Origin of the sequence: Erysipelothrix aquatica (genome assembly GCF_009828775.2) — a bacterium.
Taxonomy (GTDB): Bacteria; Bacillota_I; Bacilli_A; order Erysipelotrichales; family Erysipelotrichaceae; genus Erysipelothrix; species Erysipelothrix aquatica.
Map to the genome: position 1 here is coordinate 72,086 of NZ_WTSY02000002.1, position 25,921 is coordinate 98,006.

Genomic DNA, 25,921 nt, shown 5'->3' on the forward strand with positions numbered 1-25,921 from the left:
ACGTTTTAATATTATGCTTACTATTTCCAGGAAAGCATCTTCAGACCTGGTAAATAATCTGATTTTAGTATATCAAAGATTATCATCAAATACTGTCCACAAACGACATTACCATGATTGATGTGTATTTTTTTACAAAAATGACCATTTCCATTTAACAAGCCGGACACTCTTTCTATATATAATAACAAAATCAACTTTAATTCATGTGTATTTTATGTAAAATTCACGCACTTAAAATTCCTCTCTCTTGGTTCAAAAAACCGCTGTTTTAAAAGGTGTTAATTTTTCAAAAAGAGTATTGCCATGATATGTTTCTTGTGATAGTATGTATAAGCAATCACGAAATGGCGAATATACGCACTGGGGATGTACTCAAGTGGCTGAAGAGGTGCCCCTGCTAAGGGTATAGGTCGGGTAACTGGCGCGAGAGTTCAAATCTCTCCATCCCCGCCATTAATGGTCCAGTGGTGTAGCGGTTAACATGCCTGCCTGTCACGCAGGAGATCGCGGGTTCGATTCCCGTCTGGACCGCCATTCGTATTGCAGGTGTAGTTCAATGGTAGAACACGACCTTGCCAAGGTTGAGGCGGGGGTTCAATTCCCCTCACCTGCTCCAAATTGCATAGCATAGAGCGACATAGTCGCTCTTTTTTATTGGTTTGAATAATACTCGATGTTTTTACCTTGACCTTAACAACATCTCACTATAAAATTCAAGTACAGATATCGATCATAGAAGGAGTCATAATGAACATAAATAATAAACTCAAACAATATGAATTAGATTTTCTTGATTTCGAATTTATAAGTTGTAAAGCAAATGTCGAACAACGCATTGATCCAACATTCTTTGAACTAAAATCTGACGGTACACGACAAAATCGCGAAAGTGTTGTTAATTCGCTTTGCTCAACGGAACGTGATCGAAACATTGATATCACCAATTTTATGATACAAGAAATTGGACCGAGTACATTTCTCATAAACTATGAATCTCGAAATCAAGAAGACCAAGAACATCTTGCACGCACTTCAATATGGCGTAAGCAAGATAATGATTTAAAATTACTCTTCCATCAAGCCACGATAATACAATCAGCGGTTGAGTTAGAGTAATATTTTAGACTATTTTCAAGAATAGTATTGCCAAGATTAAAATCCTGTGTTAATCTATAATCCGCTAAGGGTTGCAAATCAACTGGTCCAGTGGTGTAGCGGTTAACATGCCTGCCTGTCACGCAGGAGATCGCGGGTTCGATTCCCGTCTGGACCGCCATTCTTAGTCAATTATGAGCGAATTCAATTCGCTCTTTTTTTATATTCATTTTAATGAGGTTGCTCTTTTCACACGTGTTTAATTGTATTTACAAATAATTGCATTTTCTTGTTGCACTATGTATGTTCTTATGGTATTCTAAATGAGCACTAAGAAGTGCAGTCAATACAATGAATGGTCCAGTGGTGTAGCGGTTAACATGCCTGCCTGTCACGCAGGAGATCGCGGGTTCGATTCCCGTCTGGACCGCCATTCTATTGCAGGTGTAGTTCAATGGTAGAACACGACCTTGCCAAGGTTGAGGCGGGGGTTCAATTCCCCTCACCTGCTCCAATTAAAAATTTAAAGAATGACATTTGTCATTCTTTTTTTATCATTACACAATGAACCGAATTTAATCTATGATAAACTGTATCTATATCAAAAAGGGAGGAGCGCCAATGCCCGCTACAACACAAAACGAAATCTGGAGTCCGCAAGTTATCGCCGCCTTTATCAGTGTCGGAGGTGTACTTCTAAGTTCAATTTTTGGATATATCAGCTCATACTACGGAAATCAACAATCACAAAAGAATGAGCTTCGTAAAATTGAGAAAAACCAACAAAAGTATATCGAGCAACAAAACAAGCTTGAAAAAGACAAATCATTACGAAGCGCTCTTCAAAAGCTTACATACCTCTTTTATCAAACAGACTTCGATTCCCAAATTTTTCATACATATTTCAATACTCCTGAAGGGCTTGATTCTTTTAATGATGTCATGTCCTATGTCACTGCGTATGGTAATCAACTTTCAACACAGACTGCGATCTACCTTCAAAAAGCCATGTTTGAAAGTAACTTATTATCGGAACATTACGTAACGCTAGAGATTTTAGCGTCTGATGCTCTCAACTATCAAATTGATTGGACCCGTTATGAAACAAACGCCATCGCATGCCTTCTCATCGCACAGATACGCTATGACATTAGTAAAGAACTCATCAACCCTAAGGATTTACTGGCTGCAAAATATAATAATGTGAATCCAAACCTCAAACGCTTCTTTGAAACAGGTGTTGATCACTTTATTGATATCCTAAGCCTTAATCATTTTATTCAATACAAACAAACAAAAGACGACCTCCAATAAGTCGTCTTTTTTACTACTGGATTGCTATATAGATTTTTATACTGCCATCTATGCCGTAACGCTCATAATCAATCGTGTAAGCACGATTTAACAATCCGCCATCTTCCAATTCCCAAATATGTTTCCACGTTCCTGCAACGTCTCTGTCGACGACATCGAAGACACGGTAATCAATGTTTGGTGTGATGGGTATCATCATTTCTGTACGGGGCTCTTGTGTCGCTAAAGCAAACCCATAATCGCCACGATAGTCACTGTGATAATCTGTATAGATAGCATAGATGTCTCCTTCCAAACCAGGCTCTAGCTTTGATATATTCACCCATGCTCCCTGGATTTTATTCAACATCGCTTCATCAGTAAAATTATTAGTTCTAAACGATTCCAATAGGTATAAATTCATTTTCTTCACTTCCTTTATTTGATTGTAACACAAAGACCGTCTACCGACGGTCTCTAATTTATTTTGTCATTTTATTTTTTATGATTGCCTTACTTCCTTGATATGTAATTATAAAGTAAATCGCATATACAATGAGGACAAATCCGAGTGTAATTAATGCTGGCATAATTGAACTTGCTGACAAACTAATCAACTTTAAGTTCACGTTTACTGCACTTACACCAATATACGTATGTAATAGCGCAACGATTAGAGGTATAAAGAAGTAGATTGCATTTTGCATAAAGATTGAGCGATCAATCATTCGATCTTCAACACCCAATTTAGCTAGTATTTGATATCGTTTTTGATTATCATTAGCTTCTGAAAGTTGTTGGAGCGCTAGAATAACAAAACTTGTCACAAGGAATACGACCCCGAGATAGAATGAAAGATATGTTAGAAGTAAACCCATCGCCATTGATGATTCAATCATTTCTTGTGCAGGGGTTACAAAATACATGTAGTCAAACATGTCATCGCCAACTTCTTTGTTGTCGTAATGTGTTGCAATCGAGGTTCTTAACGCTTTCGCAAATTCTTTATTATCCGTACCTGCCTGCGTATTCATCATATGTACGGTCACCGCAGTGGTAAGACCCTCATTCGAATCCACAACATTTTGTAATTCGTTATCATTCATAATAACCAACACATCATCATTACCATTATTGTCAATTTTAGTTTTTTCAATATCTTGAACTTTTTTGTAAGCCAAGTTTTGGTTCGCAAAATCGTAGGTGTTTCCATCTTTAAAGATAGAACTTGGAGAAATGGTTTCTGGCCCCATTTGTTGAATTGGTGCAATAACTGAAAATTGACCCTGGCCAACTGTAATTGGTTCTAGATTTTGCATTCTACGTGCTTTATTAAAGTTTTCCACACTCACAAACCCAACATCTGTGATTTCGTACATAAAACTATTGGCATCATTTTGATCAATGTACTTCTCAAAGACGACATTGAATCGCATATTTACTGATGAATAGTAAGTCATGGTTTCCGCATTTTTGATACGAGAATCATTTAAATCAATAAGGTTTGGCCCTATCATACTGCTGTCGATTGGATAAGAGTATTTTACAGAAATGTCATTCGCAATCATTCCCGATATTTGCTCATTCATAACTGAGTTTAAGTTAAATCCTGTTATGAGGGTACCCATTCCGAAAAGCAGCATAATACTAATCACAGACATCATTTTATAGGTCGAGTTAATTTTTGCACTTACTTGACGCCAAACAAAGACATTAAGACCTTTGTAATAACTCTTCTTGCTTGTTTGCATAAACTTGAGTAAGAAACCTGAGAAAGATTTGAAAATTAAGAATGTTGCAAATGAACCCAATGCGATTATCGGCAGCAACTGCATGAAGAGTTGCATTGGTTGCAGCGCCCAATTGTAAGCATAAATGAGTAGCCCTGTACCAATAACAAATATCACAACAGACATCCACGCACGTTTTACAAAGTTTTCTTCATTGATTCGATCGGCTCTTAAAAGTTCAATGAGTTCATATTTTTCAAGAAGTATACGGTTAAAAAGCACAACTACTAGGAAGACCCCTAGGAAAATAGCAATCGTTTTGAGTGTCGCTTCGAGCGAGAAAACAAAACCATAATTCATATCTGCAGCCATCATTTTTCCCGTTAAGACTGCAGTTCCTTGAGACGCAATGAATCCAAAGACGAGCCCAGCTAGTAATGAGAAGAATCCGATGTACATCGTTTCTAAAATTAAAATCGTCGAAATCTTACGTTTTGGCATTCCCAAAAGGGTATAAAGACCCAATTCTTTTTTACGACGTTTAATCAGAAAGTTATTTGCATAAAGAATTAAGAAACCAAATACTGCAGCAACAATGACAGACATCACATTCATAACATTGACCAATAGTTTAACCATTGACCCTTGCATTTCGTTCATTTTGAGGATTGTTGATTGTTGTTCAAATGAGTTAAAAACATAAAAAAGCGCTACTGAAAACATCAATGTAATAAAGTATATAGAATAGTCTCGGTAACTCTTTTTCACATTACGAAAAGCGAGTTTAGAGTACATTAGATGTGTCGCCTCCCAATACAGTTACTACTTCGATAATTTGATCAAAGAATTCTTTTCTTGATTGATTGCCTCGAATGAGCTCATTAAAAACTTTACCATCTTTGATAAACAATATACGTTTTGCATAGCTCGCACTAAAAGCATCATGAGTAACCATCATGATTGTTGCATGTTGTGTCTCGTTGAGATCTTGCATTTTTTCAAGAAGCATACGACTTGATTTTGAATCTAAAGCACCTGTCGGCTCATCAGCAAGAATCAAACTCGGATTTGTTATTAATGCTCGCGCACTAGCTACACGTTGTTGTTGTCCACCAGACATTTGATACGGAAACTTTTGAAGATGTTCTTCAATATTTAGAAGTTTTGCAACCTCGCTAACGCGTTTTTCAATTTCTTTGTGACCGACTTTTTGAATGGTCAACGCAAGTGCAATATTTTCGTATGCTGTTAGAGTATCCAATAGATTAAAGTCTTGGAAAATAAATCCTAATTCAGTTCTACGAAACGCTTGGAGCGCTTCTTTTTTCAGTTTCGTCGTTTCTTTTCCATTAACTGTGATGACTCCACTAGTAACTGAGTCAATCGTTGAGATACAGTTTAACAATGTTGTTTTACCAGAACCACTCGGTCCCATCACACCAACAAACTCACCTTTCTCAATTTCAAATGAAACTCCATCGAGAGCTTTTGTTACATTACCTTTTTTACCGTAATATTTTTCGATATTACTTACTTTTAGAATCGTTGTCATAATTCCCTCCGTGTCTATATTAAGTATACTTTGTTGAGTTTTTAGTACAATTTATCTCACTTACAGTGGACTTACATTTTTGTCATAATTTACAATTCTTTGTTTCGTTCTTTGAAAAGACCGACAATATACCGATAAAGAACATAGAAGTAAAGTAAGTAGCACACAAATATAACGAGTGCAACAGCAACACCGCGATAGTTTAGGTAGGTCGTAGCATCGGTCCCAAAGAGACCAGCACTCGCCGCAACAGCGCGGTTTCCAACGAGTGTATGGCAAAGCGCGAGTACTAAAGGCATTGTCACATAGATAAGCGTTTGCTTACGAATTATTTTAGTGAACTCTTGATCATCAACGCCCAGTTTATCCAGCACTCGATAGTTTTTTCGTGTATCCATCGCATCACTCATAACATGCAACGACTGAACGACCATAGCACTTATTAGAAATACGACACCTAAATATAGTGTGGTGTACGATATAGCGACACGGATTTCATTTACGGTTCGTAGAGCGTTTTCTTGAGTTGAAAGAAATATTTTGCTGTCTTGATTTAATGGAATCAATTGTTCAATAATCTCATCATTAGTCGTGTCGATGTTCACTACAGTCTGGATATAATTGATGTGACCGTGTGTTTGCCACATCTCTAAAACTGAATTTTCCACAATCAAATAGGATGCCATTCCGGCTCCATTACTTAGGATTACTGTTTCAGCACTTGGTAGCTGGCGCACCGTTTTGGGCGAATCAAAAAGAATGATTTCGGTTACAAGTTTGCTGGAATCAAATTGATTGAACGGATTGGTGGAAACAATGTCACTTGCTAGGAGCACATCTTCAGCATGCATATCTAGCGGCGGCAAATTGAAGTGTGCTCGAACTGCATCGTAATCTTGTTTGGATACGATAGAAATCGTTCCAGAATATAATTTATCATCGTTGATAAAGTCTGAAATTGTGTATTCACTCTCGTAGAGTTCAAGCGATTGTGAATATTGTAGGGGTACTTCATTCGTTGAAAGATAGTTTTGAAAGTCAATCGTTTCTTTGTCATACATAACAGACAGAGTATAGGGAGAGGTACGGTAAGCACTTTTCAAGAGATACGCATTAGTATTGATTCCGGTCGTTAAAAAGACCAATGAAAAAAGCATAATAACACTAATAAATGTCATCATTCGATAGGTGGATCGGATACGAGTTCCAAGTTGACGAAACACAAATATGTTTGTTCCTCTATAATAAACAGGCTTGATTCGCGTAATTAGATTCATAAAGATATGTGCAATTGAGTAAAAGATAATGAGTGTTGCTAGTGTTCCTAAAAACACAATTGGAATGAATCCGATAATGAGTTGGTACGGTTGTAATGCCCATCGATAAGCATAAAAAAGAATATATATCCCTGCTAATAGACTTACATATCCAAACCAAGGTTTTATGTTCAAAATTACGTCATTGTGGCGTACTGCATTAAGAAGGTTAACAAGTTTAAATTTACGGATTTTCTTAATATTACCGAAACTCACAAGAATAAAAATAATACTAAAGCTGATTATGGTATTTTTGAATGCTGCTTGGGAATAGATGAATGAAAATTCAATATCACTTTCAAGTACAAAGGCTGTAAACACACTCGTAACTTGTGAAAGAGCAACTCCCATGATGAGTCCCACTATTAGTGATACGACCCCGATTACAAGCGTTTCGATGACTAATATTACGGCCATAGTTCGATTACGCATCCCAAGTAGAATGTAGGTAGCAAATTCTTGATTGCGGCGTTTGACCAAGAAGTTATTGGCATATCGCACTAAGAAATAGAAAATGATGAAAACGAGAATTGAGAAACCTAAAATGAATGAATCAAAGTTAGCGACAATCCCGTCAGATGCCTGGAGTATTTTAATTAACGACAATTGTTGGTCAACAGATCCAAAGATATAGAAAAGCGCCACTGAGAAGGTCAGTGTTATAAAGTACATCAAGTAGTCCTTAAAGCTTTTTCTAACATTGGCAAAAGCCAATTTAATACTCATCATAAATTACCTCTTTATTGAAACATCATATCGGATTTGGGGAATGTAATGGTAACATGGGTACCCTGTTCTGATTTAATGCTTATATCTAAGTAAAGTTTGTCACCTAGGATCTTGACAAGATACAAGCCCATGCCGGTTGCTTGTTGGTGGAAGCGACCAGTTTGACCGGTGAATCCGCGTTCAAATACGCGTCGAATGTCACTGTCAGCAATACCTGGTCCGTTGTCTTTAATATGGAGTGACACACTTTGGTCATGGGTTTCCGAAGAAATGGTAATCATACCTTCACCTGCTGTCACATACTTCAAAGCATTATCGATAATTTGTTTCAATATGTACTCAAGCCATTTTGCGTCACTAAACACATCAACATCCAAATTCTCCAACTGTAGCTGAACTCGTTTTTGGATAAATGTTGCTGACAGATTCTTAATGACTTTACGCACCGAATCTTCGAGTGTCACTTTTTGGATGATATAGTCTTTTTCTAGCGATGAAGAACGCGCATAATACAGCACTTGCTCAAGATAGTTCTCAACTTTGGTTGTTTCTTCTAGAATTTCTTTCATCTCACGGGTATTGGTGTTTGAAGCGATTAAGTCAATTGCTGCAAGTGGTGTTTTTACTTCATGGATCCATAAATCAAGATAATTCATGTAATCATCTTGACTATGCCGGTAAGCACTCACGTAATCACTCATCGATTTATTGGATATTTGAAGCGTTTCAATTAGGATATCCCCATCCAAAAACCCTGAGTTTGGTAATAATTCTGTAATGAGATATTTTTGATCAAGTGCGGCAAGATTCATAGCGACTTCATTGTAGAAATGATAGCGGCGACTAAATTCGACGCCCATCATTATAAAGAACAGTAGAAGCACCGAAACAATGACCACCACAATTATTTCCCATTGAATTTTAAGGACTATTAAAAAGAAAGCTAAAAACACTGTTACTAACAGTGTTGATAGAATAATATAACGCTTGTCTTCGAAGAATCCTTTAATTGTCATAAATGGTATACCCCATACCACGTTTGGTTTCTATAAAGTCTTCAATTCCGATTTCCTCAAGTTTTTTACGAAGGCGATTGATGTTTACCGTTAATGTATTATCATCAACAAACCAATCTGTATTCCATAAATATTGCATCAGATCTTGTCTTGAGACGATTGTATTTTTGTTTTGAATGAGAAATGATAGAATCCGCAACTCATTCTTTGTAAGTTCTTGTTGGGCGTCACGATACTTAACACTACCACGTGGTAAGTCAAGTTCGACACCACGAATTGTAACGACTTGGCTATCTGATTTTTCATAGCTTCGTCGGAGTATTGATTGGAGTCGGGCCAACAGTATCTGTAGGTTATATGGTTTGGTGATGTAGTCATCGGCTCCCAAATTCATAAGCATCAGCTCATCCATCGTACTATCACGACTTGTAACCACTACAATTGGAACTTCACTAATCTTACGGATTTCCTTGGCAAGGTAATGGCCATCAACAACAGGCAATGATAAGTCCAACAAAATACAATGGACATCCTGTGCTTTAAACGTTTCGATAACATTCCCAAAATCTGTGATAACAAGGGTTTCGTACCCGTTTTTTTGCAGAAATGTGCTGAGCTCATTTCTAATCTTTTCATTATCTTCAACAATCATAATTCGATACATAGTTGTGCCTCCATTTCTTTTATTATACACTAAAACAGTTCTATGCATAACCATGATATAATATCTAAAATGGAGGTTCCTATGAAAATAATTACTTACACCGACGCAACGACCTTAACCTTACCTGCTTATGTCATTCAATCACTTCGTGATAAAGCTGAGTTGGCTCATATTCGGCATCTCGATAATAAAACTTTTATCATTCTCAATTATCCGAGCAGCCCTAAAAATTTGCACCCCATTTGTGTAGAGGCCGATGGATCTGATTATACATTGTATGCGCACGATACTGTCATTCTCGATGACAACGTTGCTGATTATACCTTTACAGATCTAATCATTAAGACATTACGAAATTACGAGACACTGGTCAAATATGTGAATGCTAAGCTGAATCACTTTGAGAATGTCATGGACCGTGGAATTACGAAAGAAAACATACGGCAATTATTTAGTATCAACCGGCAACTCATTTGGTATCAAACTGCCATCAATGCGATTGGTGATGTCACCCAATATATCAATGACCAGAAACCTGAGCAATTATGGTCACCTGCCAATGTTTCTGAATATGCCAATATTCGGATTGAAATCAACCAACTTGATCAAAATATCATTATGTACCAACAGATTATCGATGCGATTATGAATGTATCGGATTCCTTATTTTCAAATAAGTTAAACATAACGATGAAACGATTATCAGCTATTACCCTTGTTCTGTCCATTCCAACACTTATTACCAGTTTCTATGGAATGAACATTGACCTACCATTTCAGGGGCACCCCTATTCTTTAGTTATCGTTTTTACAATTAGTACAGTATTAACGATAGCAACCGTTGCGTACCTTTACAAAAAAGATTTCTTCTAACAAAAAAGTTTGGCTGAAAAGCCAAACTTTTATATTTTACCACTATCTGAGCATCGACTGCGTATAGTTCTTGCTGGAACACCTGCAACAATATCGCCGGGAGCAACATCGTGTGTAACGACACTTCCCGCTCCCACTACAGCGTTATCACCGATTGTAATATCACCGATAATTTGAGCAGCGGCTCCTACATGAACACGATTCCCCAAAGTTGGGTGTCTCTTCCCTTTTTGACGAGTCTTACCCCCTAAAGTAACACCGTGGTGTATCAGGCAGTCATCACCAATTATTGACGTTTCACCAATCACCACACCATTACCATGATCTATCACGAAGCGGCGCCCAATTTGTGCGCCAGGATGGATTTCGATTTGAGTCATAAAACGACCCATTTGAGAAATCAAACGTGCTAGGAAAAAGCAATGATACTTGTAAAGCTGATGCGCAATTCGATAATATCCCATTGCATGGTAACCTGGATAGAGGAAAAGCACTTCCGCAATAGTTCGGACGGCAGGATCATGCTTTTTATACGCCCTCGCTGTTTCGAGCCACTTCACAACTTGCCCGCTTATAATGTATTAAGTTTTTCTTGAATTTGTGCAAGAACAACTTTTCGATCTTCAGGATTATTTTCAAAATCTAAATTATCAACATTAATTTTAAGGATCGGTGATAAGTCATAGTTATCGAAATAGGCACGATACTCATCATTGAGTTTCTGCCAGTACTCACGTTCAACCACCAATTCATAATCACGGCCGCGTTTTTTAATACGACGCATTGCTTCATCAACGCTAATTTCAAGATAAACCATTAGTTTGGGAACATGCACATGTTCCAACATATTTGCTAGTAATTCCGTGTAGGTTTGGAATTCCTCATCGCTCATTTCCTTACTTAGATTTAACATCCTTGCAAAAATTGCATCTCCGTATATACTTCGGTCCATAACCGCTTTAGATACATCCTTAGCCTGTTTAATATGCTCGAATCGTTTATTCAAAAAGAATACTTGTAGTGGAAACGCATAGCGTTCACGATCATAGTAGAATTTATCCAAAATTGGATTATCTACTACGGGTTCTTCAAAAGCTTCATAATCATTTTCTGCAATAATACGCATTAAGGAGCTTTTCCCAACCCCTACAACACCTTCAATAACAATCATGTCATAGACCTCTTTCTTTGATACATAACTCAATATTTCTTTGTATGAAAAGTTCATAGTCGTCACCATTTCCAAATTTCATGTACTATAAGTGTAGTCGGTGATTGCGTAAATTGCAAGTGATTGTCAATCATATTTTGCAATGATTTTTTGTGCCTCATCCTGAATCCACATTCTTAGTTCTAGAGGCGCTAACACTTCCAAATTTGCACCACCTTTACGAATAAAATCTTTTGCGGCTGCTTCATTAGGAAACTCCAATTCCATATGAAAACGATGATCGTCCAACCACGTTATCACCTGATTTTTACCCCAAATGTACTCACTTAGAAAATCGAGATTACGAACAACTAATGTCGCTTGAACCGGCTTAATTTTATAGCCAAATTCCGTGATGGCACCCTTGCTATTGCTCGGTGCTTCATAGCGAAATGTTTCATCGAGCATCGTCAAAGTTTCAATTCGATTAACTTTCAAACTTAGATAGCGATTTCGTTCATCATAACCCATCATATACCAGAATTGATTTACGAGAATGAGTTCATACGGTTCAAATGTATATGTGTTCCGATCTTTATGAGTTTTCTTATAACTCAGTTTGAGCCGTTGGTGCGTTTCAATTGCAACTTCAATTAGTTCAAGATGCTCCTGATACTGTTTCACATCGACATTTAATTTAACGGATTGAAAGGCCATTGTGTTGCTGACATCTTGGTAGTTGAGTTGCTGCGATAGTTTTGACACTGCACGCACAAAATCTCCGCCCATAGCAGAGTTATTGTGCTGAATGACCATTGCGAGTGCCTGTTTCAAAATTTTGCGTTCTTTCATATCAAATGCAACCGGCGGGATTTGACTACGACTGTGGAGCTGATACCCACCGCCTGGACCCATGACGGTTTCGATGACATATCCCGCATCTTCCAATTCTTCCTTCAATCTTTGAACGCTACGGGCACTAATTTCTAATGCTTGTGCTAGCTCATCAATTGGCACGATTGCACGTGCGGACAATATATCAAGCATTGCTAATGCATTCGTTAATTTGCTCATTAAAGTGACATACCTTTCACGATATAGCAACGGGTTAGTAAATCTTCAAATTCGCGTTCACTACGTCCAATTTGAACCAAACCTCCCAGTGTTAATTCAGGAAGCACATCACTCACTTCGATCAAACATTGACGACTTAAAAGCTCTCCATGGTTTACAGAACCTGTAAAGGTTGTTTTCGAATAACTTTGGACAAATTCAATCTCAAAGCGTAGATCTAAATCTCGGCTTATTGTGAGAAGATTTGGCTCACGACTTCCAAAATAATCATACAAAGTTGCTTGACCTGTGACACATAGACTTAATTCATGGAATGGATGTGATGTAACTGTGTACTCCTGCGCATAGGTAGGATTCATTCGAATTTCATTATAAAAGTCATGGGCATCTTGTTGCGTTTCAAATTTGAGTGTTACCATGACAGGTTCATCGTAATTGAGTCCGAAGCGTTCTGTAAATTGATAGTGCTGATCACGAATAAACGTTGTAATATCGTGTCCTTTCATTGAATGTACTAAGTGTGCAATTGTTAATCCTTTTGTCATATTGATCACCTCTTGAACCTAGTATATAACTAGTATACGACAATATCTGTCATATATTATGACTTTATTGGAAATTTTGTAAAAGAAAACACCTTTATGAAGGTGTTTCTGTTTTCGGAGTGATTAGTGATATAAGTTCTTCCGCAGAGTTGCTCGTATAAACTGGCAATCTTCGTACTGTCCATTGCCCATCTTGAGGTCGCGCATTAACATGACCCGCTACAGGTGCAGAAAACGTAAATGCCAATCGATAGTTATTCTTAATCAATGCATCGATCACCGAGGCATTGAACGACCCGAATGGGTACGCAAAATATTGGTGTGGTTTTAGCGCATACTGATTTGCGAGTTCAAAATCTTTCATTAAATCAGCATCATTCATAACAGTAATTCGGGAGTAACCCCCTTGATTCAATTGAACAATACGGTGAAAATCAAAGGAATGATTACCATGTTCAAACGTATCAAGACTTGCTTCCATATCTGCCAAACTAATAAATGCGCTCTCACCTGTTTTAACCCACGATCCAATGTTGAACGAAACGGCGGTATAATTATATTTCTTTAGAATTGGCCCCGCGTACGTGATGACATCTTTCATGCCATCATCAAATGTAATCAGAACCGATTTAGGATTGATCGGTTGACCATTCACATACCATTCATAAAATTGATCCAACGTTACGGATACATACCCAGCATCATGGAGTGCTTTCATATGTGAATCAAACTGGACATCATCAATCCAAAGTTCAGAATTGCTATAACGACCTGCTTTTGTCTCGACGCTTGTAACGCCATGATACGCTAAAACAGGAATACCATCTTGATTAATTTGCTTCAATAACGCATCTTTCGTTGCCTTTTCTTCAACTTCCAATTGTAAGCTTGAATAGGCTGTATCTTTGCGCTCAAATGCATGAGACACTGCATAATAACTTGTCATCACTAAAACCATTACTAAAATTACACTCACTGCTATCTTCACTTGAAAACGCAGTTGACGTTTGTTTTTCATTGTCCCCCACCTCACATCATTTATTAATTTCATTATACGAAACTTTATACTAACTTAACAAATAATTGTATCAAAAGTTCGTCTTCATTATCGTTAAAAAATATAGACTTCGTTTCTTTCTTCAACTTCGTTAAATTTATCGGTTCTTTCACACAAAAAAAACCAAACCGAAGTTTGGTTTTGCAATATATTATTGATTCCACTCAGCTTCAACTTTGACTTTGTAATCATTTAAGATTGCTTGTGCGTCTGATGAAGGGTCTGAAAGGATAAGTTCCATCATTTCACGTGTTTTGTTATATGCTGGATCTGAGTTTTCAATTACTGGAATTGCAAAGAGATCTTTTGTAGCGTCTGATAAGATCTTAGCAATTAATGAACCTGAGTTTTTGTATTCGTCTGATGCTTGTACTTTTGCGCTTACAGGCATGTATCCTGTTTTTGTAGCCCAGTGTAATTGTGCTTCAGGTGAAACTAAGTATGACATGTATAAGAATGCTGCTGTTTGTTGTTCAGGTGTTGCACTGTTGAACATGTAGATGTCTGTACCTTGTTGGATGTTTTTAACATCAGGACGTACAGCTGCTCCATATTCGTAACGACCGTCGACAGCTTTCTTAACGTGTGATTCTCCAGCCATTGAACCTACGTTCATAGCAAGTAATCCTGCTCCGAATGGTGTTGATAGGTATTCCCCTTTATCAGCAATTCGGAAGTATCCTTCTTTAACACCATCTTGGTAGAATTTCGCAACTTTCAAGCTTTCTGGGCCTGCGATATCTAAGTCTTTATTAAATTCTTTACCTTCGTTAGCCATACCGATTGCATAGTAGTTGTTTAGTGAGTCAAAACCTGCACCGATAACTTGTCCATTTGATTTTTCAAAGATTTCTTTAGATGCTGATGCGAGTTCTTCCATTGTTGTTGGAACTTGAACACCATATTGGTCTAAAAGAGTTTTGTTATAGTAAAGGACTTCAGTTGATTTGTTGAATGGGATTCCATATTGAACACCATCAATTTTAGCACCGTTCATTAATACTGGTAAGATATCAGCTTTGTCTTTTAATCCGATTGTTTCGTGATTGATAAATGGATCTAAGTCTACAAGAACTTTATCTTGTGTTGCTGCATTCCATAACCAGTTAGGGTATGCTTGTGTAATTGTTGGTAAATCTTTTGGTGATGCGATTGTTTGGTTAATTTTTGATTGTAAATCTGGGTATTTTGATTGGTTTTGTAATGTTACTTTGATGTTTGGATTTGCTGCCATAAAATCATCAGTGATTTTAACAAGCGCATCTTGTTGTCCACCATTCATAGCGTGCCAGAATGTAATTTCTGTACCTGCAGGAACCTCGGTAACGATATCTGTGTTACCTTTGCTTCCCGAGCCACTTGAACATCCAACTAATACTAATACTGCAAGTAATACTACGAAATACTTTTTGATATTTTTCATATATGTCTCCTTCAAATAGTTTCTCCTCGTGTAGGCAAATGTCTCAAACCATGTTTATTTTCCAGTCTTTCTGGGCGTAATGTATGGATTGGGACTAATAATTTAGGGGCAATTCGATCAACAATTTCCTCTAAGTCTTCGGGGAATGCATGTCCTGAACATGCCAATCTCTCAAATACTATATCGTTCGCTGCCAACGCATCTAAGAATGGTTGGTAAGCTGGATCGAAATCTCCTAACGGTGCTGCATCGCTATGAATATAGACACCACCTCCTTTAAGATCAGCGTGATCCGCAACAACTTGCCATAGATACTCTTTTGAATCCGCCAAGAGCATGTCATAATCTACACGCAAATCGGGATTCAATCCGAACGTCTCAGTTCGGACATAATATGGAGTATCTATATTCAAGCATTGTTTTAAGATATGAGCATACGATGCTTCCAGAACAACAGGTCGGGGACTTTGTTCAACAATTGCTGCTAAACGCTTTACGTTTGCAGGATAGGTGTTGAATGTCACTTGGTTCCCGTCGTTGTCGTTAACGACTTGTACCAAGCGATCAAGAAGCTCTTGTTCGCTATTAATTCTGTTTACATGTCTTGCATCATCAAAGCTGATTGAAACACCTTCGATAATTAAGACGTCATATCCGTGGGCACGTTGTGCATAATCTAGAGAGGCTTCTCTATCAAAACCATGGAGTCTTAAGTCGCCCGTATAGGCGATTTTTAAGTCGGGTGTGCGAATGAGTAATCCACAGGCACCATAAGCGTCATGGTCAACGCGGCGAAGTTCAACTTCAATAGCACCGATATTTAGGACTGTACCGTCCGCAAGACCTGTAATCTCACGTGTATATGTCGTATCAACTCCTGGTAAAAGGAAGTCGTTTGTGCTATTCAAGCTTTCGAGTAAAATCTTTGTTTCATTTAAAGCATAAAGTGGAATTTTTGGATCCAGATAGTTGATCATCCGTGAATGATCCAAGTGACAATGGCTTAAAAATACTGCAGTATTGTCAAATGTATTGGTTTCTGTTTCTTTATAACCCAAACGTGGATCATAAATATGATTTAAATCCGGAATAAGGCGATGTTCTAACAATGAGTGAATGGATTCATCTTTAAGATTCAGTTCTGGAACAAACTCTGTTCCGAAATCAAAATAGATACGATCATTGCCATACGCAACTTCAATAACTGTACCCCCAATGGTTAAGATACCACTGTGGAATGTAATGGTTGTTTTCTTATCCTTTAATTCCATTTTTGGCAACCCCGCGAATAATTTCTTTTCTAAAAATGAAGTAAACAATCAAAATTGGAATAATTGTGAGTGTAGCGGCTGCCATTTGCAAATGAACATCACTACCACTTTCTGTCGTAAAGGCAGAAAGACCATTATTAAGAAGACGCATATTCGAGTCGTTTGTAACAAGCAATGGCCATAGGAATGAGTTCCAACCTGAGATAAAGCTTAGAATCCCAACGGTTACCAATGCTGGTTTTGCCAAAGGAATCATAATTTTCCAAATAAACTCAAGGTCGCCACAGCCATCAATTTTAGCTGCTTTGTAGTATGAGCTTGGAATTCCTTTAAGATATCCTTGTAAATAATAAATGTAGAAGACACTTGCAAGTGATGGAATGATTAACGCACTATATGTGTTAAGTAATCCCAATTGTGCAATTGTTTGATAGTTTGTAAAGACAATTGATTCGTAAGGTACCATGAGTAATGAAATCATGACAATTAATACGAGATTTTTGTGTTTGAATTCCAGTTTTACCAATGCGAAGCCTGCGAGGACTGACGTTATAAGAATTCCAAACGTAGTTGTTAATGAAACAAATACTGTATTGAAGAAGTAACGTAAGAACGGTGCATGCTCGAACACTAACCTAAAGTTAATGAATTGTGGTGATGACGGGAAAAATGTAGGCGGAATACTTGTTGCCTCTTGATAGGTCATAACACTTGCTAGGAGCATGTATATGAACGGGAACAATGTAATTAACGCCATAAATATAATGAATACTACTGATATTACCTGAACTACTTTTTTCATAATTAACGTTCCACCCTTTTCACGATCTTATTCTGGAACGCAGTAAATAAGAGAATGAGTGCAAAGAGAATCATCGTTGCAGCCATAGCAATTCCTGGTCGTCCAGCGACGTGGAATTTATCATAAATATAGAATACGGCGGTCTGAGCACTGTTGGCAACACCAGCAGTTCCTCCGAAGAGCGCGTAGACTTGCGAGTAAATTTTAAATGCTCCGATAAAATTAACGGTAAGTAAGAATGTAATTGTAGGAATTAATTGCGGCATCGTGATGCGGGCAAATTTTTCCCAGTTCGATGCACCAAACATATCGGCTACTTTGTAGTATTCTTCGCTAATATTTCTAAAACCTGCAAGCAAGATAATAATATTAAACGCGAGTCCTGTCCAAACACCAAAGATAATAAGCGTTGGAACCGACATATTTACACTGTTAAGCCAGTTAATGGGCGCAATACCAACCCATCCCAAGACATGATTAACAATTCCATAATTACCATTGAAAAGGTAACGGAAGACAATCCCAATAGCTATGGTACTGGTTACGTAAGGAATAAAGAAGATTGTTTCAAAGAATCCTTTATTCTTGATTTTTTCAAAGATTAACCATGAAATTAGTAATGAGATTACCAAACAAATTGGAACCACAAAGAACGCATAAATTGCAGTGTTCTTCATCGCTGTATGAAATACTGGATCTTTTAAGACTGTGACATAGTTATCTATGCCCGTGAAGCGTGGATTAAGGAGTGTTCCTTTTTGAAACGACATCCATAAGGATTTAAACATCGGATAGATATTGAACACGCCAATAATAGCTAACGCAGGAAAAAGAAATAGCCACGCTTTGGGTTGATTCTCTGCGCTATATTTTTTGAATCCCTTCATTAGTAAACTCGCTCTCCACTCTCTTTGAATACGAATACACGTGGATAGTTGAAGTCACATGAGATTGCATCACCTTCAAGAACTTGCTCATCAATACTTACGATTGATTTTCCGTGAATACCGCCCATATCAAAGTTTAGGATGCGTTCACGACCAATGAGTTCCACAGTTTCGACATTCGCACTAAAGATTGGATTATCGTTTGTTAGGGTAACGTCTTCAGGACGTACACCTAAGAGGTATTTGCCATCAGTCATTGTTTCTTTAAAGCGATCTGCCACAAAGTTTGCTTGGGCAAATTCGAAATTTTCACCGATAACTTTTCCATCTTTAACTTCGATTGGTAAAATATTGATGACTGGATTACCAATGAATTTTGCAACGAAAAGGTTATTTGGTTCTAGGTATAGATTTTGTGGATCGTCATGTTGTTGGATAACACCTTCGTCCATGAGCACGATTTTATCACTAATGGATAAAGCTTCCTCTTGGTCATGGGTAACAAAGATAGTTGTGATTCCAACTTCTTTAACAAGACGACGGATTTCTTCACGAATACGTAAACGTAAACGTGCGTCTAAGTTTGAGAGCGGTTCGTCCAATAATAAAATACTTGGATTTTGTACTAAAGCACGGGTAATCGCAACACGTTGTTGTTGTCCCCCTGACATCGTTCCAGGTTTTTTATTTTCAAGTTCTTCAATGCTTGTAAGTTTCATAAACTTGCGAGCGATTGCTTCTGCTTCTTCTTTAGGCATTTTTTTCTCACCAACACGTAGTGGGAACATAACGTTTTCTAAAACTGTCATATGTGGATACAATGCATAGTTTTGGAAAACAAATCCGATATCACGATCTTTAGGGTGTTTATCGACCATTGTCACACCTTCATTTAAGATATCGCCTTCAGTTGGATCTAAAAGACCAGCTATTAAGTTTAGGATTGTAGTTTTACCACAACCTGAAGGTCCGAGCAAACAAATGAGATCTCCGTTCTCAATTGTGAAATTAACTTTCTTAAGTGCTTCAAACCCATTATCAAACACTTTTCTCAAGTCCTTGACTTCAATCATTCCATTTCCTCCTAAGTTGAAAGCTTTTGCTTCCATTTATTACTCTAAACTATTTACTCATTTTTATAGGGTTATAAAAATGTCTATAACTTAAAAGTCTACTCAACATTATAACAAGGCACGTTCCACGTTGTGTAAATTTTCGTTAATATTCATAGGTTTTCGAACGATTTCTTTCGAAAACATTGCAAATCCCATGAACACTTCATTTTACCATCAAAATAGGTGCCTTGTGTTAAGTTGTCGTAAATATTTCTGTAACAATTTAAGTATAGCATAAAAGAGCGTAAAATCTAACGCTTGCAACGCTTGAAATTGAAAAAAGCACACGATAATCATGTGCTCTGATTTTATGTTAGATTTTTATGCTTTACGTGGGAAATGCAAACGCACTTTAAAGACATCTTCTTCAGGTAGCCATGAGACCATTCCACCCTGATTTTGCATTACTTCTTCGACGATTTTGGTCCCAATTCCGTGAAATTGTATTTCTTCTGTTTTTGTCGTTTCGAGATTGGCTTTGACGGTACCTGAGAAACGATTCGAAACTTCAATATCGAGCCAATAATCGCGCAAATTACTGCGTATTTTAATGAAACGCTGTTCGTGTTCAAGGTTGAGATTCGCTTCATAGGCATTTTCTAGGACATTGTTGAAGATTCGGGCTAAATCCAAATCATCAATGATGACATTAGGATCCCAATAAACTTTAGCTTCAAACTGAATCATCGCTTCTGCACAATAGTTTGCATATGCTTGCAAGATTGCATCAATAAATACATTGTTTGAGTATTCAACGTGAGCATCGACACCCTTTGCCATCTGAACACCCATGTCATCCAATAGTTTGACTGCTTTTTCAGTTTCATTATTTCGCAGCAGCATATTAACTGTCGAAAGGACTTTTTTATAGTCATGACGGAACTTTCTAAACGTCTCTGTATACTTTTGATACGATTTATAATGACTTACTTGCGTATTAAGTTGTTGTTGAAGTACAGCTGTTTGTTTTTCATACTCTAGCATTTCCGAAATACGAACCGAATGATTCAATGTCAACCGCGCCATCCAAACGACCATCATTGAGCCCACACAGTATGCAAGTGTATTCCAGCTTTCTTTTGCGGAAAAACGTGTTCCGTATGTAATAAACATAAGGTAAGATGCCAGCGAAAACTTAACGATAGTCACAAAGTTCAATTGTGTGTGATTGTTGATAAGTTGGCGCATTCGTTTTCCACTACGATAATATTTCGACTCAAACAACAATAATGTAATCGACATGACTGTTGATACTAAAAATACGAGTAGGTAGAAGTTGTCAGAGGCATTGATTCGATAGAGGGGAACTTGTGTAACTATTGATAAAACAGTTACTGCAAACGCCCGCATGGTGAAAAGATAAAATACGTGACTGACTGTCGCAAAGGACACCACATAAATCGGAAGGTCAACTGTAAAATAGAACGTTAACCACATCACCGCCAGGATCAGCCAAAAGGTTTCAAACATCTCCAATCCATAGCTATGCGAGATAATAAAAATAATTGATTGTGTCGCCATCGAAATAGCTAAAAAAACATACGCATGTTTACGAAATTTACCATATTGACTGATGTCAGCTACCGACATATAGATATAGCAATACAGGGCAATCGTAAACAATCCCAAGATTGTCAGGTACATTATGCGTCCCAACTGTCTGAAACGAACGCGTTAAAGGCGTCCTTAACGCTAACTTGATATGCTTTTCCGAGCGGCAATTCTTCCGCATTTGAGAGGCGAATTGTTTGGTTCTTAAACATCACAATATGTTTGAGATTTACAAGATAGGAGCGGTGAACCCGAACAAAGCCTTTTCCAGCTAATTTTTCGGTCAACGAATCCATTGTTTCATAAAAATCAAACGTTTCATTGGTGTTGTAATGGACCCGCATGACACGACGGTAGATTTCAAAATGGGAAATATCTTTAAGTGCAATCCGGCGTGATTCAGATCCAAAGGAGCAGTCAAAAAAATCTGTAGCTTTCTTCTCAACTAAACTAATCGCGTTGTTGAATACTTCCTCAAATCGGGCATCACTCGTATCTTGTTTTACAAGATAATTAAAAGAACGCACATCAAACGCATCGAATACAAACTCAGACGATGTCGTTAAGAAGATAATTTGTGCATCAACATTGCGTTCACGAATTCGCTTCGCAGTTTCTATACCGTTTAAGGCATCCATATAAATATCAAGTAAGATAATATCTGGAGCATCGGTAAAACCATCCAGATGAAAAAGCAAATCTTCTCCACGGTGAAAAGTCTCTAGCTTGAGTTCAAGCATGCGGGCTTTACTGTAGCGTTTAATAAGTGCGCTGTATGATTCGATAATTTCAATATCATCATCGCATAAATAGACTGTTATCATAATCCCACCTCATTTTGTTTATTATACCACGAGTTTTTACTCACAGGTACTGACAACACTCTTCTTTAAGTAAATATATTTGACATAAATTTCATCATAAATTCAAGCTGTTGTTACGGATTTTTCGACATTGCGTGATATCGTTAGACTACGTTCAGTATTTAAGGAGGACTTATGAAAAAAATATCTGTTATTTTACTCGCTTTTTTTCTTGTAAGTTGTTCGATCAATACTATCGCCCAAGATCTTCCTTCAAACCAAGAACACTTCATTGAAAACTATGCACGCCAAAAATTTTATGAATATGGATGTAATCCGCCAGAGTATTCGAAATGGACAATTATGAAGCAACAATCTACATGGGATGTAAGTTTCGATGATGCATTTTCGGGTGCTCGCCAAACCATTCGCTTTGTTTGGGATGGTGAGTCCGAATACGCCGAAACTACATTTGTTCAAATCGATAACCAGATTCGGTTTACACGATAGATTTAATATATTTTGTAGGAGACATTTCACTAAAATCAAATGTCGCGCCTAAAATGTCAGATGCTATGCGATATCCAATAATCGGTCCGGTTGTTAGCCCTGATGAACCCAGTCCACTTGCTACATATACTTTTTTAGATGTATCAATGGGCCCATAGAATGGTGCAAAGTCAGAGGTATATGCCCGGGTTCCAATCCGGAAACCAGTTATGTCCGCACTGGTAATCCTGGGGATATACATCTGAGCATCATGAATCAGACGCGCTTCAACATTGAGATCACGATGCGTATCAAATCCTGCTTCATTATCATGTGATGCACCAATCACCAGCATCGTTTGGTCAAATAAAATATCAATTTCACCTTGGGGCATGATGACTGGATACGCCTTATCTATATCAAAGGCATTTTGGAGTGTTACAAGCTGTCCTTTTTGCGGTTTTACGTCAAATATGTATTTTTTTTGTGCGGCGTTAATCCACGGTCCAGCAGCAACAATGATATGGTCAAATCGACCGCATGCTTCAAGATGTTCGACAGTTGTTGGTTCTTTAATAACAGGTATGTTTTGATCTTTTTGAAGAATTTCGATAAGGCGAGCGCCATCGATTTGCGCACCACCTTCAATCAACAATGCATCCTCAAGCGTCACATAGTCTGGAATAAAGTCTGCGAGCGCTGCTTTCTGTAATCGTTGGACCGTGCCCATCATTGGTGTTGTTTTAGCCCGCTCAAAGGCAAGCTCACTCAATGCATCCAAACGAGTCGTATGTGCAATCAATGTTCCTGTTTGTCGATAAAATGATGGATCTGACACATCACGAACTAGTATCTTATAAAATGCTGCACCATCAGAGGCTAAGGCATACCAAGCTTGATGACGGCGCTGACTCACCCATGGACAAATTATCCCCACAGCAGCCCGCGTCCCTTGTGCATAATCAGCATCATATACAACGACCTCCATGCCGTTTTTCTTTAAATAGTAGGCGGCAGTCATACCGACAATACCCCCGCCAATAATTGCGATTTGTTTCATGTTATCACCCAATGTTATTATAGTAAGTATTAAGGAACTTTCCAAGTATCTAAGGAGCACCTATGACGAAATTAAAAGGACTATCAACCGAAGCCGTTCAAATGCGCATTCAGAATCATCAAGTCAATACACAACCTAAACCTGAACTGAAGACAAACAAAGATATTATCACAGGGAACATTTTCACCCTTTTCAATTTATTTAATATTGTAATCGCTATTGCTTTGATAGCTGTCGGTGCTTATACCAGTATTTTCTTCATGGGCGTTATCGTCTCTAATTCTTCGATGTTCATTATCCAAGAAATCCGAGCTCGAAATCTTGTTCAAAATCTTAATATCCTAGTAGCACCGCATGTCAAAGTTTTACGAGATGGTGTAATTCAAACAATTACGCCTGACGATATCGTTTTGGATGATGTCGTTTACTATGAGCCTGGTAATCAGATTGCGGCAGATAGCGTCGTCTTAGACGGTTCTGTGGAAGCCAATGAATCTCTCTTGACAGGAGAAGTCGATCCTATCGACAAAAATACCGACGACACACTTTTATCAGGATCTTTCATTGTTAGCGGAACCTGTTATGCTCGGGTTATCCATGTTGGAAGTGACAACTATGCGACCAAAGTAACGCAACAAGTATCTACGCAACGTCGCATCGCCAGTGATCTTTTAAACACCTTTACAAGTGTCACAAAACTTACCAGTTTCTTTATCATTCCAATCGGTGCACTTTTATTTATCCAAGGATTTGTCTTCCGACATGAGTCACTTTATCAAGTTGTTGTGAATACTGCATCGGCACTCCTTGGTATGCTTCCCCAAGGTTTGGTCTTATTAACAACCGTTACCTTGATGACAGCAGTTCTTAAACTCGGAAAATCCAAAACATTAGTTCAAGACTTGTATGCGATTGAAGCGCTATCTCAAATTGATGTCTTATGTGTCGACAAAACCGGAACTCTTACCAAAGGTGAAATGCAAGTCATCGATACATTGAGTCTTGATGTTAAGTTTCAGTTTCTCATGAATCATTATGTCAACTACACTCATGATAATAATGCGACCATGCTAGCCATTAAACATTATTTTGAACCTGTTGAAACGATGCAATGTATTGATACAATTCCATTTGCTTCAGCACGCAAGTGGGCCTCGATGACGTTTGACAATCAGGAAACCCTCTTCATCGGTGCACCAGAAATATTAATGCCGAACCTAGATTTACCTGAGGTCATTCTAAATCATCGTAAACTCGGTGCCCGCATTATTCTTGCTGCATCTAGCTATGATGTACCAGCTGACAAAACGCTCCCGCAATCGTTACATGCACTTGGATGGATTGTGATTGAAGACCCACTCCGAGAAGACGCACATCAAGCGATTGATTTCTTTGTAAACAATGGTGTCAATATTAAAGTAATATCCGGAGATAACATCGACACAGTTCTTGCTATTGCACACAAAGCGGGTGTCAATACAATCCAAGGAGCTGTCGATGCATCAACCTTAACGACACCAGAGGCGTTGCATGAAGCAATATTCAAATACAATGTCATTGGACGGGCAACACCAACCCAAAAGCTTGAGTTTGTTAAGCTTTTACAAGAGGGTAAAAACCGTGTTGCGATGACCGGTGATGGTCTAAATGATGTCCTTGCACTAAAGCAAGCAGACGTATCGATTGCTTTAGGTGAAGGTAGCGACGCAGCTTTAAACATTAGTCAAATTGTTATTATTGATGGAATGTTGTCAACCTTAGTGGACGTTGTTCGCGAAGGACGACAAACCATCAATAATATTACGCGATCGGCATCCCTTTTTTACTTGCGAACAATCTTAACCATTAGTGTTGCGATTCTTGCAATCCTCATCAATGTTCGTTTCCCTTTCATTCCATTCCAAGTAACCCTTACCAATATATTTGTTGGTGGACTTCCTTCGTTGCTTATCATGTTCGAATTGCATGATTATAAGCCAAAATATACGGTCTTAGAACATGTCGTGCTCTATGCACTTCCCAGTGCTCTTGGGATAGTCACTATGTGGTTTATTCTTGTTCTCTTTAATAAACCTTTAGGACTGGACCTTAAAGCAATTCAATCCATCGTTTTCTTTGTAAACGGAATTCTCTCGATTCACCTAATTTATCGCATCTTGACGCCCTTGAATCGTTTCAGAGCATTCATTCTTGCCCTTGATATTGCAGGCTTTTTAATAACAAGCATCGTAATGCACCCCTTATTAGAGCTCGTGTCATTTACGCAACATCATCTTATAATTTTGGTTGTTGTCGTGCTCATTAGTATTCCAATTGTGAAACTCTACGCTCGTATTAGCAAATTCTTCGTAACACGACACCGACTTCACCAAAGTGCATAAAGAAAAGGGTTTGCCTGCGGCTAACCCTTTTCTTTGTATTAT

The 25,921-nt window shown here is 38.0% G+C and carries 24 protein-coding genes and 6 tRNA genes; 11 read left to right on the forward strand and 19 right to left on the reverse strand.

The annotated features are described in order from the left end of the window. The first annotated feature begins 365 nt into the window (after positions 1 to 365). The 8 genes from GVV20_RS01080 (at position 366) to GVV20_RS01115 (ending at position 2,412) form a co-directional block, all read left to right on the forward strand. Positions 366 to 456, forward strand: a tRNA-Ser gene (locus GVV20_RS01080). A gap of 5 nt (positions 457 to 461) precedes the next feature. Further along, positions 462 to 537: transfer RNA gene (locus tag GVV20_RS01085), tRNA-Asp, on the forward strand. Between the two features lie 8 nt (positions 538 to 545). After that, a tRNA-Gly gene (locus GVV20_RS01090) sits at positions 546 to 619 on the forward strand. A 131-nt stretch (positions 620 to 750) separates the two neighbouring features. After that, positions 751 to 1,119: a hypothetical protein gene (locus tag GVV20_RS01095; RefSeq protein WP_159741115.1), complete on the forward strand. Its 369-nt coding sequence runs from the start codon at positions 751 to 753 to the stop codon at positions 1,117 to 1,119. 84 nt (positions 1,120 to 1,203) lie between these two features. Then, positions 1,204 to 1,279 (forward strand) — tRNA-Asp (locus GVV20_RS01100). Positions 1,280 to 1,455: 176 nt separating this feature from the next. Beyond that, positions 1,456 to 1,531, forward strand: a tRNA-Asp gene (locus tag GVV20_RS01105). A gap of 7 nt (positions 1,532 to 1,538) precedes the next feature. Further along, positions 1,539 to 1,612, forward strand: a tRNA-Gly gene (locus tag GVV20_RS01110). A gap of 107 nt (positions 1,613 to 1,719) precedes the next feature. Beyond that, complete coding sequence (locus GVV20_RS01115) at positions 1,720 to 2,412, forward strand: hypothetical protein (protein WP_159741114.1); 693 nt, start codon at positions 1,720 to 1,722, stop codon at positions 2,410 to 2,412. 13 nt (positions 2,413 to 2,425) lie between these two features. Here GVV20_RS01115 and GVV20_RS01120 read toward each other — a convergent pair whose 3' ends face one another. The 6 genes from GVV20_RS01120 to GVV20_RS01145 form a co-directional block, all read right to left on the reverse strand. Then, the gene (locus GVV20_RS01120) at positions 2,426 to 2,815 is read right to left on the reverse strand and encodes a hypothetical protein (RefSeq protein ID WP_159741113.1); all 390 of its coding nucleotides are present in this window, start codon (positions 2,813 to 2,815) and stop codon (positions 2,426 to 2,428) included. A gap of 58 nt (positions 2,816 to 2,873) precedes the next feature. Then, positions 2,874 to 4,916, reverse strand: a complete 2,043-nt coding sequence (locus tag GVV20_RS01125) for an ABC transporter permease (RefSeq protein WP_159741112.1) — start codon at positions 4,914 to 4,916, stop codon at positions 2,874 to 2,876. Next, complete coding sequence (locus GVV20_RS01130) at positions 4,906 to 5,673, reverse strand: ABC transporter ATP-binding protein (RefSeq protein ID WP_159649845.1); 768 nt, start codon at positions 5,671 to 5,673, stop codon at positions 4,906 to 4,908. The genes GVV20_RS01125 and GVV20_RS01130 overlap by 11 nt, the downstream gene beginning before the upstream one ends. An 89-nt stretch (positions 5,674 to 5,762) precedes the next feature. Continuing rightward, a complete protein-coding gene (locus tag GVV20_RS01135) occupies positions 5,763 to 7,718 on the reverse strand; it encodes an FtsX-like permease family protein (RefSeq protein ID WP_159741111.1) in 1,956 nt (651 codons plus the stop codon). Positions 7,719 to 7,729: 11 nt separating this feature from the next. Next, entirely contained in the window at positions 7,730 to 8,734 is a 1,005-nt protein-coding gene (locus tag GVV20_RS01140) for a sensor histidine kinase (protein WP_159741110.1), read from the reverse strand. Continuing rightward, positions 8,724 to 9,398: a response regulator transcription factor gene (locus GVV20_RS01145; protein WP_159635383.1), complete on the reverse strand. Its 675-nt coding sequence runs from the start codon at positions 9,396 to 9,398 to the stop codon at positions 8,724 to 8,726. The genes GVV20_RS01140 and GVV20_RS01145 overlap by 11 nt, the downstream gene beginning before the upstream one ends. Positions 9,399 to 9,479: 81 nt before the next feature. On the opposite strand from GVV20_RS01145, the gene GVV20_RS01150 reads away from it, so the two are divergent. After that, the gene (locus GVV20_RS01150) at positions 9,480 to 10,271 is read left to right on the forward strand and encodes a CorA family divalent cation transporter (protein ID WP_159741109.1); all 792 of its coding nucleotides are present in this window, start codon (positions 9,480 to 9,482) and stop codon (positions 10,269 to 10,271) included. A gap of 29 nt (positions 10,272 to 10,300) precedes the next feature. On the opposite strand, the gene cysE is transcribed toward GVV20_RS01150, so the two are convergent. The 12 genes from cysE to GVV20_RS01210 all read right to left on the reverse strand — a co-directional run bounded on the left by cysE (position 10,301) and on the right by GVV20_RS01210 (position 21,970). Next, complete coding sequence (gene cysE, locus GVV20_RS01155) at positions 10,301 to 10,831, reverse strand: serine O-acetyltransferase (RefSeq protein ID WP_159741108.1); 531 nt, start codon at positions 10,829 to 10,831, stop codon at positions 10,301 to 10,303. A gap of 11 nt (positions 10,832 to 10,842) precedes the next feature. Continuing rightward, complete coding sequence (locus tag GVV20_RS01160; RefSeq protein WP_159640691.1) at positions 10,843 to 11,499, reverse strand: deoxynucleoside kinase; 657 nt, start codon at positions 11,497 to 11,499, stop codon at positions 10,843 to 10,845. 69 nt (positions 11,500 to 11,568) lie between these two features. Beyond that, positions 11,569 to 12,495 carry a helix-turn-helix transcriptional regulator gene (locus GVV20_RS01165; protein ID WP_159741107.1) on the reverse strand — a complete coding sequence of 309 codons (927 nt, stop codon included), beginning with the start codon at positions 12,493 to 12,495 and terminating at the stop codon, positions 11,569 to 11,571. Further along, positions 12,495 to 13,040 (reverse strand): hypothetical protein, encoded by a 546-nt coding sequence (locus tag GVV20_RS01170; RefSeq protein ID WP_159741106.1) that lies wholly within the window; start codon positions 13,038 to 13,040, stop codon positions 12,495 to 12,497. The genes GVV20_RS01165 and GVV20_RS01170 overlap by 1 nt, the downstream gene beginning before the upstream one ends. 94 nt (positions 13,041 to 13,134) lie before the next feature. Further along, on the reverse strand, positions 13,135 to 14,058 hold the full coding sequence (locus GVV20_RS01175) for a polysaccharide deacetylase family protein (protein ID WP_159741105.1): 924 nt from the start codon (positions 14,056 to 14,058) through the stop codon (positions 13,135 to 13,137). A 190-nt stretch (positions 14,059 to 14,248) separates the two neighbouring features. Further along, entirely contained in the window at positions 14,249 to 15,520 is a 1,272-nt protein-coding gene (locus tag GVV20_RS01180; RefSeq protein ID WP_159812682.1) for an extracellular solute-binding protein, read from the reverse strand. Between the two features lie 11 nt (positions 15,521 to 15,531). Then, positions 15,532 to 16,791: an MBL fold metallo-hydrolase gene (locus GVV20_RS01185; protein WP_159812680.1), complete on the reverse strand. Its 1,260-nt coding sequence runs from the start codon at positions 16,789 to 16,791 to the stop codon at positions 15,532 to 15,534. After that, positions 16,775 to 17,593, reverse strand: coding sequence for a carbohydrate ABC transporter permease (locus tag GVV20_RS01190; RefSeq protein ID WP_159741694.1), 819 nt, complete (start codon positions 17,591 to 17,593; stop codon positions 16,775 to 16,777). The genes GVV20_RS01185 and GVV20_RS01190 overlap by 17 nt, the downstream gene beginning before the upstream one ends. A 2-nt stretch (positions 17,594 to 17,595) precedes the next feature. Continuing rightward, positions 17,596 to 18,480, reverse strand: coding sequence for a carbohydrate ABC transporter permease (locus tag GVV20_RS01195; RefSeq protein WP_159812678.1), 885 nt, complete (start codon positions 18,478 to 18,480; stop codon positions 17,596 to 17,598). Further along, positions 18,480 to 19,553 (reverse strand): ABC transporter ATP-binding protein, encoded by a 1,074-nt coding sequence (locus GVV20_RS01200; RefSeq protein WP_159640709.1) that lies wholly within the window; start codon positions 19,551 to 19,553, stop codon positions 18,480 to 18,482. The genes GVV20_RS01195 and GVV20_RS01200 overlap by 1 nt, the downstream gene beginning before the upstream one ends. Positions 19,554 to 19,916: 363 nt before the next feature. Further along, entirely contained in the window at positions 19,917 to 21,239 is a 1,323-nt protein-coding gene (locus tag GVV20_RS01205) for a sensor histidine kinase (RefSeq protein ID WP_159740974.1), read from the reverse strand. Then, complete coding sequence (locus tag GVV20_RS01210) at positions 21,239 to 21,970, reverse strand: LytR/AlgR family response regulator transcription factor (protein WP_159740975.1); 732 nt, start codon at positions 21,968 to 21,970, stop codon at positions 21,239 to 21,241. Before GVV20_RS01210 ends, GVV20_RS01205 begins: the two co-directional genes overlap by 1 nt. Positions 21,971 to 22,144: 174 nt before the next feature. Here GVV20_RS01210 and GVV20_RS01215 point away from each other — a divergent pair, with 174 nt between their 5' ends. Continuing rightward, positions 22,145 to 22,459 (forward strand): hypothetical protein, encoded by a 315-nt coding sequence (locus GVV20_RS01215; RefSeq protein WP_159740976.1) that lies wholly within the window; start codon positions 22,145 to 22,147, stop codon positions 22,457 to 22,459. Here GVV20_RS01215 and GVV20_RS01220 read toward each other — a convergent pair. Next, positions 22,449 to 23,498 (reverse strand): NAD(P)/FAD-dependent oxidoreductase, encoded by a 1,050-nt coding sequence (locus tag GVV20_RS01220; protein ID WP_159740977.1) that lies wholly within the window; start codon positions 23,496 to 23,498, stop codon positions 22,449 to 22,451. The genes GVV20_RS01215 and GVV20_RS01220 overlap by 11 nt on opposite strands. Positions 23,499 to 23,560: 62 nt before the next feature. Between GVV20_RS01220 and GVV20_RS01225 the strand changes: the two genes are divergently transcribed. Further along, positions 23,561 to 25,879 (forward strand): HAD-IC family P-type ATPase, encoded by a 2,319-nt coding sequence (locus GVV20_RS01225; RefSeq protein ID WP_159740978.1) that lies wholly within the window; start codon positions 23,561 to 23,563, stop codon positions 25,877 to 25,879. Positions 25,880 to 25,921: the final 42 nt, after the last annotated feature.

Coding starts and splice junctions, on each gene's coding strand:
- GVV20_RS01115 (WP_159741114.1), top strand. CDS start 1,720: ATGCCCGCTACAACACAAAACGAAATCTGGAGTCCGCAAGTTATCGCC.
- GVV20_RS01195 (WP_159812678.1), bottom strand. CDS start 18,480: ATGAAGGGATTCAAAAAATATAGCGCAGAGAATCAACCCAAAGCGTGG.
- GVV20_RS01145 (WP_159635383.1), bottom strand. CDS start 9,398: ATGTATCGAATTATGATTGTTGAAGATAATGAAAAGATTAGAAATGAG.
- GVV20_RS01140 (WP_159741110.1), bottom strand. CDS start 8,734: ATGACAATTAAAGGATTCTTCGAAGACAAGCGTTATATTATTCTATCA.
- GVV20_RS01200 (WP_159640709.1), bottom strand. CDS start 19,553: ATGATTGAAGTCAAGGACTTGAGAAAAGTGTTTGATAATGGGTTTGAA.
- GVV20_RS01205 (WP_159740974.1), bottom strand. CDS start 21,239: ATGTACCTGACAATCTTGGGATTGTTTACGATTGCCCTGTATTGCTAT.
- GVV20_RS01190 (WP_159741694.1), bottom strand. CDS start 17,593: ATGAAAAAAGTAGTTCAGGTAATATCAGTAGTATTCATTATATTTATG.
- GVV20_RS01150 (WP_159741109.1), top strand. CDS start 9,480: ATGAAAATAATTACTTACACCGACGCAACGACCTTAACCTTACCTGCT.
- GVV20_RS01220 (WP_159740977.1), bottom strand. CDS start 23,498: ATGAAACAAATCGCAATTATTGGCGGGGGTATTGTCGGTATGACTGCC.
- GVV20_RS01160 (WP_159640691.1), bottom strand. CDS start 11,499: ATGAACTTTTCATACAAAGAAATATTGAGTTATGTATCAAAGAAAGAG.
- GVV20_RS01180 (WP_159812682.1), bottom strand. CDS start 15,520: ATGAAAAATATCAAAAAGTATTTCGTAGTATTACTTGCAGTATTAGTA.
- GVV20_RS01130 (WP_159649845.1), bottom strand. CDS start 5,673: ATGACAACGATTCTAAAAGTAAGTAATATCGAAAAATATTACGGTAAA.
- GVV20_RS01210 (WP_159740975.1), bottom strand. CDS start 21,970: ATGATAACAGTCTATTTATGCGATGATGATATTGAAATTATCGAATCA.
- GVV20_RS01215 (WP_159740976.1), top strand. CDS start 22,145: ATGAAAAAAATATCTGTTATTTTACTCGCTTTTTTTCTTGTAAGTTGT.
- GVV20_RS01225 (WP_159740978.1), top strand. CDS start 23,561: ATGACGAAATTAAAAGGACTATCAACCGAAGCCGTTCAAATGCGCATT.
- GVV20_RS01095 (WP_159741115.1), top strand. CDS start 751: ATGAACATAAATAATAAACTCAAACAATATGAATTAGATTTTCTTGAT.
- GVV20_RS01120 (WP_159741113.1), bottom strand. CDS start 2,815: ATGAATTTATACCTATTGGAATCGTTTAGAACTAATAATTTTACTGAT.
- GVV20_RS01170 (WP_159741106.1), bottom strand. CDS start 13,040: ATGACAAAAGGATTAACAATTGCACACTTAGTACATTCAATGAAAGGA.
- GVV20_RS01125 (WP_159741112.1), bottom strand. CDS start 4,916: ATGTACTCTAAACTCGCTTTTCGTAATGTGAAAAAGAGTTACCGAGAC.
- GVV20_RS01165 (WP_159741107.1), bottom strand. CDS start 12,495: ATGAGCAAATTAACGAATGCATTAGCAATGCTTGATATATTGTCCGCA.
- GVV20_RS01135 (WP_159741111.1), bottom strand. CDS start 7,718: ATGATGAGTATTAAATTGGCTTTTGCCAATGTTAGAAAAAGCTTTAAG.
- GVV20_RS01175 (WP_159741105.1), bottom strand. CDS start 14,058: ATGAAAAACAAACGTCAACTGCGTTTTCAAGTGAAGATAGCAGTGAGT.
- GVV20_RS01185 (WP_159812680.1), bottom strand. CDS start 16,791: ATGGAATTAAAGGATAAGAAAACAACCATTACATTCCACAGTGGTATC.